Below are 13185 nucleotides of genomic sequence, written 5' to 3'. Positions count from 1 at the left end.
TCTTACTCCCCCTTACTCTATTCCTTAATTTACCACAGCAGTATCTATCATACAACGACAAAATCTGCGCTATATATTATCAATTAGTCCTTTGGATGTGTGCCGATTGGCACGCTCGCCTTGTTGCAGTTCGGTCGGGCGCAGGCGGGTCATTTTCTCCAGTCCCTTAATAAAATAATAAATAAGCTTCCCAACCATTGTATTGAGCTTGCTCGACACATCGTAGGTCAACTCGGTGAGCGATCCGCCGCTTCGGCTGCGGCCATTATCGTATCGCCTTCGCCGATCGTTGCATGGCAGCTCGTCTCGATGCCGCCTCTTCGGCGGTTGCAGGATGTCCAGCAACCGCCGGCTGGTCCTGCACCAACTTCTTCGCTCGTCGTTCAGCTCGGCTAGTTCTCTCTCCAATCACGCTAAACAAACAAGAGGTTTCCCAATTATCGAAGATAATAGAGAACCCCTTTGTCTAATATAGCTAGTGACTTCACTGAGCTTTTAAATATTCATCAAAATAGCCAGCCTGGGAAACCTCCACCGCCACCATAATCCGAGTAGTCGCCAAGCGTAATTCAATAGATGACGTCCTGTGCAGGCATTGGGAGTGAACGAATGTAAATACTTTCTATCTCTGGGCCTCCAGCTACTGTTATCCATCCGGTAACCTCGTAATGTTCATAGCAGGTTATCGACGGAATGCTGAACTCCGTGCCATATCGATAGGTCTCTTCTGATAATATACTTCCAATTGTTCAGTATTCGGATTAATGGCAACGAACTTCGCTGTATATACATTTCTGTCATAATACAATTTGAGCACAAGGCTGCCGTCTTCCTTCACGGTTCCGGTTTTTTCATTCAGACTGGAATCGGATAATGTGCTTGGCGATATTTTCGACGCTGTCGTCATCCCAATCCGGCTCTTCCTCTTTTCCGAACAAGCCCCTGTAGTTTACCCCATTAATCAAAGGTAAAGAAAACTTTAAACTCGCGCTTGAGATAAAACCTGCCAATAATGCTATCATTAAAATAATCAACTTAATTTATAGCGCATCTAGTAGATTGGGGTCGACTTCATGATGAGGGATATTCTTCGATTCGGTTCTCGTACGATTTTGCTTCGCATAGCTGTTGTCATTGTCGTTGGTTTGGTTGCAAGCTATGCCCTCGTCTCTGCACCGGACTCCCCTCGGATTAAAAGCGAAGAAGGCATTCTGGATTTAACGGAGGATCATGTTAGTAACAATCCGCGAAAGCTTCAGGGAGAATGGGCGTTTTACTGGCAAGAGCTGCTTTCGCCAGAGGATATTCGGAGCCGTATGGAACAAGGGGGACAGACTGATCGGTATATCAACATCCCCGGGTCCTGGCTAGGCTACCCGCTGGATGGTCAAGAGTTGAAAGGAGAAGGCTTTGCAACCTTTCGGCTGGTCATCGAGCTTAACAAGCAGGATCGGAATGAGAGACTTGCATTGCGGCTTCCTGCTATTTTTCATTCGTATAAATTATGGGCGAACGGTGAACTGCTGGCAGAGGTCGGTACGGTTGCTCCGGACAAGAGTGGCGTGACACCGCGTCTGGCAACGAAGCTGGTATTCTTCCAGCCCGAAAGCGACACGGTAGAGCTGGTTATGCAAGTAGCGAACTTTCATCATAAGCGAGGCGGCATCACCCAGGATATTGAGCTGGGCGGCAGCGATGCGTTAACGGTCAAGACACACCTGAGAATCGCCGCTGATATGTTCATCACCGCCAGCCTGCTGGTGATCGGCATTTATCACCTGCTGTTGTTCATGCTTCGACGCAAAGACAAGGCGCCCTTGTATTTCGGCCTGTTCACCGTGTTGTTCGGTATCCGATCCTTGCTGGTCGGCGAACTCATGATCACGCAACTGTGGCCGGCTATTCCATGGGAATTGCAGTTTAAGATCGAGTATCTGATTCTTTGCAGCAGTGGTTATATCATCACCATGTATTTTGAATGCATTTTCCCGAATTATGTGTCGCGATGGTTTCGTCTTGGCACCCGTATCGCAACCGGCGCACTCTGTCTAGTCGTTGTGGCGACCCCTGCACTCATTTATTCCAAAATGCTGCCGATGATCGGCGTGATCGTTGTTCTGCACATGGCTTATCTGATGGTCGGGCTTGCCCACGCGGCCGTGCGGCGCATGGAGGGAGCGCTGACCTTCCTGTTAGTGTCGGTCGTTACTCTTGTTACGGTTATCAACGATTTTTTATATTACAACGAATGGTCGGTCATCGGAAATACGTCTCCGCTTGGTCTGTTGGTATTTACGATCGCACAAATCGTTTTGCTTTCTTCAAGATTTACGAGGGCGGCAACGAACGAGGAGCGGATCGCGCGCGAGCTGCAGGAAGCTAATGACAAGCTGAGCGAAATGAATGCCAATTTGGAGCGGATCGTGATGGAGCGCACGCATGATTTATCCGCCGCTCACGAAGATCTCCGCGCGTCGTATGAGCGGTTACTCCACTCCGAGCAAGGAAGGAAGAAGCTGCTTGCCTACATTACGCATGATTTGCGCATGCCGCTGTCCAGTATGCTCGGTTATGTCGAGGCTGTGAAGGACATGGTTAGGCCGGAACGAAATGAACAGTACCTGAAGTATATCCGGGATAACACGATAAGGATTAACCGTATGATCGAAGAGCTGTCCTTCTTGTCGCATCTAGAGACGGGACAAGTCGCGTATCGAATGGAGCCGGTTCATGCGATTCACTTCTTACGCGGTTTTTTTGAACAATATGAGCTGGTTGTGCGTGACGCAGGGCTGGATTTCATACTGGATATCGGAAATACGGAAGATCAACGCCCTGACTTGCCGGTTGTCGAGATAGATGCGCAAAGATTGGAGCAGGCGTTGTTTAATCTCGTGTCGAACGCGATGAAGTTCACCTCTAGCGGCGGGGTGGTGCGTCTTGCACTTGCAGTGGACGAGGCGCAAGATGCCCGCTGTGCGATCATTAGCGTACAAGACTCCGGCACGGGCATTCCCCCGGAGCAGCTCGAGCAAATCTTCGATCGCAATTACAGGTATGATCGATCGGGCATGGAGAATGGAGTTGAGGGCAGCGGACTCGGACTGGCGATTTGCAGGGAAATCGTACAAGCCCATGGAGGGGCGGTTCGAGCGGAGAGCGATGGCAAGACGGGGTCGATATTCTATGTATCGCTGCCTTTGTATTCGAGAGACAGGAAGGTGACAGCGTGAAGGACACGTACAAAATTATGATCGTCGATGATGATCCCCATATATGCGAGATTGTTCAGGCGTATTGCGATCGGGAAGGCTTTATATCCTCGTATAGCCACAGCGGGACGGAAGCTACGAATCTGCTTGCGTCGTTCGAACCGGATTTGATCGTACTGGATGTACTGCTGGCTAATGAAAACGGCATTGACTGGTGCAGGAACGCACGCAGCTACACGAATGCGCCGATCGTATTTCTGAGCAGTCGCGAGGAAGACGAGGTGAAAATCAGCGCATTATCCTATGGAGGCGACGATTATGTGACCAAGCCGTTCAGTCCGGGAGTACTCATGGCCAAAATCAAGGCTCACCTTCGCAGAGTGTCGACAAGCAGAAGGGAACAGCTGCTGGAGTTACCGGGTTTGACGCTGGATTTCTACGCACAGTCCGTCAACATAGGCAGTAACACCGTCTTTTTATCGAAAAAAGAATTTAGTCTGCTGTCCTATTTGGCGCAAAACGTTAACCGCGTCGTCGCTGTCGATACGTTGTTCCATCTCATCTGGGGGATGGAGAGTCTGGAGGATACGAGAACGGTCGCCGTACACATCAGTAATTTGCGAAAAAAAATCGAGGCTGATCCTGTTAATCCGGAGAGAATCATTACGATTCGAGGGGCCGGATATATGCTGGTTGGCCAGCAAGCGCGAACATAGCGATAAGGTTGGCCGTGTACACGACTGCCGATCATACACGAAAGACCACCTCCGTTTTACTTGGGAAGGTGGTCTTTCTTTGCCGTTAATAAAGCGAATTCACGATCCACCCGCTTGCCAGCGTCGGCATCGCCATTTGCATAGATGACTGGTACATCGCGAATTGTTGCACCTGGCGAGCCTTCGCGTTCAGCAAGCTGCTTGCCTTGACATCATTGTATCTTTCCGCTGCTGTTGATAGACGGTCGGCTAGGCCATAGCTGCCGCTAATCGCTTTCGTTGTTTGTTCGAAATTTGCGCTTAAGCTCTTCTTAAGCTGCTCTTCATCCAGCTTGAGAGTACCGTCGCCGTTGCGGTGAATACCGATTCGCTCATAGGTAGATGAGCTGACTAACGATTCCATGCTTTTACGGACAGATGAATCCATAACGCCGCCGGCTTCTTTCAAGCGATCATGCATCGCATTGTAATCCGTCACCAAATCTTTAACTTGCGCGATGACTTTGTCTTCGTCCGGCTTGATTTGAATTTTCACGGCTTCCGTCGACGGGGCTATTAGTGTCGCCGTAGCTTTGCCCTTCTCCAAATCAATCGTGTTCGACTTCGATGTTTGCGTTGCGCCGCCGTTCACGCTGTAGAACGCATTGGACGCTAGTTGCGTTGCATGGTTAACGCCGGTTGCCGACATCGCGTTGCCGGTAACGTCTTCAACCTCGAAAACCTGATCCGCTCCCGTCTTATCGCTGCTTAACTCGAGCTTCTTCTTGCCTGTTTGATCATCCGTTACAATACTGGCGGTTACTCCCGTCTTCGCTGCATTGACCGCATCCTTTAGCTTGGTCAGCGCTTGATCGTTCGTATCTTTATCGGAGATAACAGCCGATACCTTCGTCGTCTTGCCGCCTATCGTAATGTCGAACTGATTGGTGCCTTTGCTTACAACGGACGTATCTGCTTTAGATAAAAATGATCCGCTGTTCGTTTGAGAAGTCGCGACCGCATTCACTTTAACTTCATAAGTTTGGCTCGCTGCTCCGGCCGATGCAGCCGCAGTAACCTTCATCCTGTCCGATGATTCCGCCGTCCTTGCTTGGAAAGAGGAATGATCCTTCTGCATTAATTTTTGCGCCGATGCTTGCATATCCTGCGCGGATTTCAAAAAATTCGCAACCCCGTTTGCCGCCGTCTTGATATATTGCTCATAAACATTGCTCTTCGAAACGAACTTTGAGAATAAAGACGTGTTCTCGCCCGGACTATTGAAAGAGTAGTTACTCAAAGAAGTCGTTCTGCTAATCGGATTCATCAAGTTAAAGGAGTTAATCGATAACGTCATCTGTCAAACCCTCCATATTGTTGCACCATAATGTTAATTTCTGCTCAGCGAGGCATACTTGCTCGATCGCACGAACTCGCGATGGGCTTCCTGAATCGCGTTCGCGCGCATCAGCAGCTCCTCGGAACCGCCATGCTTCAGTTGCCCGGCAATCTGCAACAGGTTGAACGTGTTGTAATTGTTCGCATCCGCTTTGCTGCGGCTATGCTTCAGTGCGTCCTCATACGCTTGGCGTTCCATGGAGAGTCTCATTGCTTGATCATGTAGATTGATATCATTTCGCTGTAAGTAGTCCATTTCATCGGTGCGCAGCTTCTTGCCCGTCACGAGTACGTTTCGAATAGATGCCACACGCGACTGATCCGTTGATGCGCGTGCATCCTTGTATTGTTGCATCACTTTGTAATAATTGCTGACTGGCTGCGCGGATCTTACATTCATGCCATCCCCCCTAGCTTTTCTTAGTCAAATTCTACTATTTCTTCTAATTTATCATGAAAGAATGTTCTATAAAAGATACTTAAAGAAAACTTTGAGTTCAAGTTAACTACGGCTCATGCCGGACGCACAGCGAGAACAGCCTGCTCCGATGGGAGCAGGCTGTTCTGCTAGTTTGATCCGTTAAAGGTTAATGCAAGTCCGGATCATACTTCATCACGGTCTCTTTACCATCTAATGTAATGTTGCTTGTATTGACAATAAAGTTCACATAGATGTTGTCGTTGCTGTCTATGTTGAGTTTGACAAAATTCGTGTATTTGTTACGAACGGAGATGCCGGCATACTCTACGACGCTCCAACTCATATTCTCGTATTTCATCAGAGTCACGCTGTCGCCAAGCGCAGAATCGATATAAGCAACATAAGGAGTACCCTGGCTGTCGAAGGCGATATCCGACGGACCATACGCTGTTACCGGGAATCCAGCTGTACCTACGGCCACCCAAGCGTTGTTCTCGTATTTCACCACGTACACCTTGGAACCGCTCGTATAGGTCATATAAGGTACGCCATTCGGATCAAGCTCGAATGATGCCATATTATAACCGCCTGGCTCCGGGGGATTACTGAGAGAATTCGAAGCATGATTCTCGCCCACGTAATTCACCACAGCAGCTCGAATTGGATTACCGATGGTATAGTACGTATAGAATAAGTAAGGAGTGTTACTCTGATCAATCGCGAGGGCTACATTTTTAGCGCCTAACGTCACTTTACTATCTATATTCTCCCAAACGTCACCGTTAAACCTCTTTACGTATACGGTCTGAACGTTGCTCTGACTGACGTCGATATAAGCGATATAAGGAGTGTCATCCTCGTCGAACGCAATCGAGATATCGTCCCCGAATTGTTGTTGTAAATTGCCTACATCTTCCCAATTCCCATCCATATATCTCTTCACAATGGTTTTCTTGGTTGAATCCACATAAGCAACGTAAAGCCTGTCTTGGCTGTCCATGGCGAGCGTTATTTCAACCGAACCCCACGAATTGCCGAGGGTCGCTGGATCGCCAACGGCCTGCCACTCGTCATCCGCTTCTACGTATTTCTTCACGAATACCTCTTTACTCGAGAGCGCATAAGCAACATAAGCAGTACCCTGGCTGTCGACCACGACATTGGACTGTTTAGTCACGCCCACTTCCATCGTATCGCCAAGATGCAGCCACGATGTCATCGTCCACTTCGCGTACAGGGTAATATCTTTGGTAACCACTGCCGAGAAGTTATAGACGTTCGTCAACTCGGGATCGCTGTACCAACCGTCGAACCTATAACCCACCCACTTCGGTGCGGCAGGTGCCACGGCTTTGCCGCCGGGAATCACCGCCTGGTCCTCTACGGCCGGCCCGTTGTTGCTGTCGAAGCTCACCGTGTAGCTGTTAAATGTCCACTTCGCGTACAACGTGAGGTTAGCGATCACCTGTCTCTCCGTGAAGATATAAGCTTCACTCAGTGCGGCGTCGCTGTACCAACCGCCGAACGTATAACCGCCCTTCGTCGGTGCGATAGGTGCCGCTGCTTTGCCGCCATTTTCCACGCGCTGGTCAGCCACCGACGATCCGCCGTTGCTGTTGAAGCTCACCGTGTAGACGGCCGTCCACTTCGCGTACAAGGTGAAGTTAGACCTCACCTGCGTAGAGAAGTTGTAGGCTGCAGTCAGACCGGCGTCGCTGTACCAACCGCCGAACGCGTAACCGTTCCTCGTCGGTGCGGTAGGCGACGTAGCATTGCCGTCATATACCACCGTCTGGTTATTCACCGCCGACCCGCCGTTGCTGTTGAAGCTCACCGTGTAGCTGTTAATCGTCCACTTCGCGTAAAGCGTAAGGCTTGCCGTTATCGGTGTCGTCGAGAAGCTGAATCGGCTCGTCAAGTTGCTATCGCTGTACCAACCTTCGAACGTACGACCGATTAGCGTCGGTGCGCTAGGCGCCTCGGCCACTGCTCCTTCCACCACCGTCAGATCAGCCACTGCCGTGCCGCCGTTACTGTTGAAGCTCACCGTGTAGTTATTTTTTGGAGCAATCGTCCACTTCGCATACAAAGTAAGGTTAGCCGTCACCGTCTTCGTCTCGAAGTCGTAAGCGCTCGTCAATTCGCTGTCGCTGTACCAACCGCTGAACACAAAGCCTTCCTTCGTCGGCGTGCTAGGAGCAGAAGCTTTGTCTCCTTCGTTCACCTTCTGGTCGGCGACCTCCGACCCTTCGTTACTGTCGAAGCTCACCGTGTAGCTGCGCACCCACTTCGCGTACAACGCGAGGTCTGCCGTCACCTGTGTCGCGAAGTCGTAAGCGCTCGTCAGAGCGCTATCGCTGTACCAGCCTGCGAACACCAGATTATCCTTCGTAGGTTCATCCGGTTGGCTTACCAGGAAGCCATAACCAACCGTCTGGTCAACCACCGCCGACCCGCCGTTGCTGTTGAAGCTCACCGTGTGGGTGTTCACCGTCCACTGAGCGGTGAACTCGACAGCCTGGGCGGGCATCGTTGTCGGAGAAGCAGGCGACCATCCCGTAAATGCATGCCCTTGCCAAGTCGGAGCTCCTAGGTATAACCCCGTCGTTGCCCCGAAAGGTACGTTAACGATCTTAGTCTCTTCGCCGGAGCCATTGTAATTGATCGTCATGGCGTAGTTATTGCGCTTATAGTACAGCTTCAGGACTGTTGTGCCTTTGCCCGCAATCGGGGCTGCCGTCACCGTTCCCGGAACGCTGCCGTCGAACGTAAAGCCCGCATAGGATTTGGTCGGATTTGTCAGCTTCGCCTCGGTATCGGTCGTACCGCGATACGATTCCGTATCCGCAACCGTATAGGTGTCGCTTCCGATATTTTGCAGCAAGTATACGACCTGGTAAGACGTGTCTTCTTTTGCCGTCCACTGCGCGGTATAGGTGGTGTCCGAAGCCGTTATCGCACTTGGAACAGCCGGCGACCAACCTGCGAACGTATATCCCGGTCTTGTCGGTACCGGTATACGAGCCGCGATGTTCTTGCCGACCGCTTCCGTTACCGAACTTCCGGGCGCCCCCGCATAAGCCCAATCGAAGGTCATCGTTCGATTCATCGGGTAGTAATCAACCCTGACGACCGACGAGCCGTCCCCCTTGATCTTCACTCCGCTTGCCGTACCTGTCGCATAACCTTGATCCCTGAACCTGTCGGAGTTGATCCGGATCTCCGTGCCGGTTGTTCCGGTCAACGTTTCCGTAACCACAGGCGATGTCGTTGTCGATGTTTTGGTATTCGGATCTATCATATAATGCTGAACGGTATACGGCGTATCCGTGTTCGGGATCCAGTGCGCGTACAGGATCCAGTCCGAGGCAGGCATACGGCTCGGAATGGTCACCTTCGTGCCGCCGGATTCAGACCAATACCAGCCGTCAAAGGTGTACCCCTGATAGACTGGGGTTTCCAAGCTGATCGCCGCGTTATACGGGGCAGCAACAACCTTGGTCATACCGCCATTCTGCGGATTAAGCTGGAAAATATAGTCGCCCACTCTAGCCAACCAATTCAACGGAATCTTGCGCGTGAGCGAATCCGACGAGTACGACAGCGGCGCCCCCTTCCAAGTGATGACCAGGTTGCCCTCGCTCACCTGAATGTTCTTGTTCACCACTTCGATCTTCCCGGTATTCGCCTGATACCTGAAGTTTCGATTGTCCACCTGGATATCGAATCTCGAGCGGTCATACGCCTGTATACCCATCTGGCCTGTCTTCAAATCAAACGTACTCATCGTGAGCAGCGTCTGCGGCACAGAGATGGATGACGCGGAACCCGCCAAGTTCACTGCGGGCGCCTTATCCTGCGAATAGGCAAAGTCGACAACATGCTGCTGCTCCCCTACCGTGTACAGCGGCCATGTATTGTCGTACACCGGCATGCTGGCCGAGAGCAATCCATCGCCTAATTGAGCGCCTACCGAGCTCTCCAGATAGATGCCGATCTCTACATACAGAGCGCCTAAAGACCGGGAGGTCTGCACCCCGTTCTGCTTCTTCAACTGATAGTAGAAGTACCCCCATAGATTCACATAAGCGCCGGGTTCTACGGCTAGCCCGATGCTATTTAATTTGACGCTACCGATCCCTGCTTTAAGCTCCATATGTATGCCCGCCCGCAATCCGAGCGTCCCCATGACATAGAAGGTGAACTGATAGTTGCCGTCGCCCGGCAAGCTGACGGTGTCGCTCTTGCCAGTGAAACTAAGCACGCGCAGCGTAGCCGAGTAGCGCTTGGCGGTCGTATAGTTGAAATCAGCCCCTATCGTCAGGTTCACATTGGCATTGACAACGAACTCTGCCGTAAAGTTGACTTCAATAATACCCAGCGCCACGCGCATGCTTTTGTCTACGAGCTCTTTCTTGATTAACGGAACCCAATCCGTCTCGTTCTCCATCATCTCTTGATACTGTGCCATCAACGACGCGTCGTCTACTCCGGTATCTTGCACGCCATCGATTAACGCTTTGATTTCCGTCGCAATGTCGCGCACCTTGCCTAGCTTGCCGCCCGTAGCTGCTTTATCCCAGTCATCCAACGCATCCTGCAGCTTATCGTGTTCGACGGTGGCGATTTTCGCCGTTACATTGATTCCGGTATAGGTATAGGCATCCAGATTCGCGGTGACCACATAATCATCTATGGTGTACCAATAAGGGATACCCCAGAAATATTCCCAATGTCCTTGCAGATCCCCGTCTACGCCTAGCCCCAGGCTCATCTCCTCAAGGAATGTACCGGTCATATGGATGACGAGATCGCTCTCTTCATGAATCGATATGACAATGTCGGCTCCCACTTGCAGCGCGGCGCTTACGCCCGAGGTTCGGCCGTCAATATGCCGCAGTGTCGTGCCGAGCGAAGCGACGACGGTCAGATTCTCCACTTTGACTTTGCCCTCGTCGCTTGAGCGCGCCAGGTCCATCGTCTGCGGCTGCGCCTTGAATTCTTTCGTCTGCATAGCGAGGGCGGACAAATAGTTCGCGGCTTGATCGACGAATCCGCTGTCTATCGCTTGCCGCTCAATTTGATCTTCGAGCTTAGCGATGTCTTCATCCGATAACAGCAGGTTGCCGTCAAACGTCTGCTGCTGATAGATGTCGAAGACATTCTCGATATCTGCCATGGTGGCATCGGTATACGTAATGACAAGCATTTCCGCCGCAGGGGTAACCGATGTGATGCGGCCATATCCGCTTACTCTTGAGCCTTCTTCGGCAAAGTTGCCCTCATAGAAACCGATAAAATCGCCCACATCGACGGTGGTGAGTTCGCTCAAGCCGAATTGCGCATACAGACTGTCGCTGTAGTTCATTGCGATGCTCTCTACCCTGATAGAGTGGTTGTACGGGTCTCCATCCGTGTCCGCCTCTACGCTCACTGGCAGAACATCCGGCTTGAACAACACTTGCTTGGAATCCGCGTTACCATAGGTGTAGGTGTTGCCGTTAATTGCCGTGATCCTTACATAGGCGACATCCCCGTTGTCAATGTCGGTTGTTTCTACCGTGCGCTGATCGGGACGAACTCCTTCATAGATGGCTACGGCATCGCCAACTTGAATCGCCGTATCTCCAGAATAGGTGAACGTTCCGCCGCTTGCATTAGCCGCGGCGAGACCGGTTTCGCTGTCGCCCACCGTCGTCGAGACCACCGGAATCGCGGGCGAACCCACATCCGCGCCATCCAGCATCATATCCGTGACATCCGCGAAGCGCAGATAGATCATGCTCGGATTGAGCGGGACACTCATGGCTTCTTGCTTAGCGACGCTAAAAACATAGATGCTCGTCGTCTCGTCTTGACCTTGGAAAGACAGGTTTTCATCTGTCAGCGTAAGTTGATAAGTGTTGCCTTCTTCGAACTGACCGTCTTCGGCTGCGGACGCTACCGTAAAGCGGCCGTTCGAACCGGTGACGGTAATCGCCGCGGAGTCCGGATCAGCGATGTCGTGGAACGTCATACCCGCTTGTACCTCGGATGCCGTCAGACTGCCGGTCTCATCATATACGGCGATGGTGAAGTCCGGCGCGACATCCAACACCGAGTAACTGGGAACGCTCTGAACGGCATTACTGACGTTATCCATATATTTGGCATACAACTTCGTATCCGCACTAACGGTACTGCCATTCGCGAAAATGAGAGAAAAATCGCTATCCCTAAACCAACCTTGGAATATATATCCCTCTTTCACGGGGGCAGGCAGCTTATTTAACGGTTCCCCTTTCTTTACGCTCCGAGCAGCGATCGCAGTACCTCCGTTGCTCTCGAACGTAATGATATACTCAGAGTTATTGGAATTGCCGCCGTTGTTGCCGCCGCTATTGCTGCCTGGCTCGGGATTCGGCGTCTCCGTCGCTGGATTCTGATTTGCCCACGCCTGCACAACCGCACTATTGCGCATGAAGAGAACAGCCGCTTCCGCACGAGAGGCTTGGGCATGCGGGTTGAAATTGCCCTTGCCATCCCCGGTGAACAACCCTGCTTGCCACACCTTGACGACCGCGTCAGCCGCCCAAGGAGACACATCGGCGAGATCGCCCGGCTTCGTCGTTACGCGATTGCTTGTTTGATAGGGAATCTGATAGATTTCAAAATAACGCAAAGTCATCGCCGCCATCTGCTCTCGGGATACGTTTGCATTCGGATCGAATTTCCGGTTGCCCGTGCCGGCGGTAATCCCTTTCTTGGCTGCCCACTCTACATATGGCGCATACCAAGTGCCCGTCTGCACATCGGCAAAGGACGTGGTTGTATACTCGCTTACGTCCACGCCCGCCATTCGTCCAAGCGCCGTCACATACATGGCACGCGTTAACGTTCCCTTCGGCGAGAAGTATCCGCCGCCCGTTCCGCTGAATATACCATTCTTCTGAACATAGTTGGCCGCCTCGTAGAACCAATCTGTTGGACTAACATCTTGGAACCCGCTTTGTTCGGGCGCTGTAGCCTGCTGCATCGGCAATTCGGACGCTGCCGCCTGCTGCACCGGCAGTAAGGTCGCCACCATGCTGATGACAAGCATCCACGCCAGAATCTGCGAGGTCAACTTCCCTTTCCATTTTGTTGCCTTCTTCACAATTAATCATCCCTTCTCGCTCGCAGCTGATATGAATCTTTGTTTCTACCATACTGCTCTGGATGATTCTATTGTGATTTTTAAAGAAAACTTTAAGTTCGCGCTTACGACACGCTTCTGCCAAACCGCACATTTTCTGCCTCCGAATCACACAAAACGACAAGATGAATAGGGGAAGTACGACAAATGAATAGGGAATGTTCGACAAGATGAAGGAAAAACAAAAATAGAATCACAGCGTCGAGTAATGTCCCAACGTCGTGATCCTTTTTTTCCACCAGTTTCTATTTATAAGATTATTAGCCCTAATCAAAATAAAGGGCT

At 51.3% G+C, this 13185-nt stretch carries 6 protein-coding genes and 1 pseudogene; 2 read left to right on the top strand and 5 right to left on the bottom strand.

Annotated elements, in window-relative coordinates:
• Window positions 1-126: 126 nt before the first annotated feature.
• Both V8F51_RS19235 and V8F51_RS19230 read right to left on the bottom strand, forming a co-directional pair.
• Window positions 127-249, bottom strand: a pseudogene (locus tag V8F51_RS19235) (diacylglycerol kinase); the annotation flags it as partial.
• Window positions 250-682: 433 nt separating this feature from the next.
• Window positions 683-907, bottom strand: coding sequence for a hypothetical protein (locus V8F51_RS19230; protein ID WP_337102007.1), 225 nt, complete (start codon window positions 905-907; stop codon window positions 683-685).
• 166 nt (window positions 908-1073) lie between these two features.
• Between V8F51_RS19230 and V8F51_RS19225 the strand changes: the two genes are divergently transcribed.
• Window positions 1074-3233 carry a sensor histidine kinase gene (locus V8F51_RS19225; protein ID WP_337102006.1) on the top strand — a complete coding sequence of 720 codons (2160 nt, stop codon included), beginning with the start codon at window positions 1074-1076 and terminating at the stop codon, window positions 3231-3233.
• Window positions 3230-3928, top strand: a complete 699-nt coding sequence (locus V8F51_RS19220) for a response regulator transcription factor (protein ID WP_337102005.1) — start codon at window positions 3230-3232, stop codon at window positions 3926-3928. Before V8F51_RS19225 ends, V8F51_RS19220 begins: the two co-directional genes overlap by 4 nt.
• A gap of 85 nt (window positions 3929-4013) precedes the next feature.
• Here V8F51_RS19220 and fliD read toward each other — a convergent pair whose 3' ends face one another.
• From fliD to V8F51_RS19205, 3 genes are all read right to left on the bottom strand, one after another.
• Window positions 4014-5264, bottom strand: a complete 1251-nt coding sequence (gene fliD, locus V8F51_RS19215; RefSeq protein WP_337102004.1) for a flagellar filament capping protein FliD — start codon at window positions 5262-5264, stop codon at window positions 4014-4016.
• A gap of 33 nt (window positions 5265-5297) precedes the next feature.
• On the bottom strand, window positions 5298-5705 hold the full coding sequence (locus V8F51_RS19210; protein WP_337102003.1) for a hypothetical protein: 408 nt from the start codon (window positions 5703-5705) through the stop codon (window positions 5298-5300).
• Between the two features lie 187 nt (window positions 5706-5892).
• Window positions 5893-12861, bottom strand: a complete 6969-nt coding sequence (locus V8F51_RS19205) for an InlB B-repeat-containing protein (protein WP_337102002.1) — start codon at window positions 12859-12861, stop codon at window positions 5893-5895.
• Window positions 12862-13185: the final 324 nt, after the last annotated feature.

This window comes from Paenibacillus sp. YIM B09110, assembly GCF_037167145.1.
GTDB lineage: Bacteria > Bacillota > Bacilli > Paenibacillales > Paenibacillaceae > Pristimantibacillus.
The sequence above is the reverse complement of the archived record's forward strand: the minus strand, read 5'-3'. Positions and strand labels throughout refer to the sequence as shown.

Coding starts and splice junctions, on each gene's coding strand:
- fliD (WP_337102004.1), bottom strand. CDS start 5,264: ATGACGTTATCGATTAACTCCTTTAACTTGATGAATCCGATTAGCAGA.
- V8F51_RS19225 (WP_337102006.1), top strand. CDS start 1,074: ATGATGAGGGATATTCTTCGATTCGGTTCTCGTACGATTTTGCTTCGC.
- V8F51_RS19210 (WP_337102003.1), bottom strand. CDS start 5,705: ATGAATGTAAGATCCGCGCAGCCAGTCAGCAATTATTACAAAGTGATG.
- V8F51_RS19230 (WP_337102007.1), bottom strand. CDS start 907: ATGACGACAGCGTCGAAAATATCGCCAAGCACATTATCCGATTCCAGT.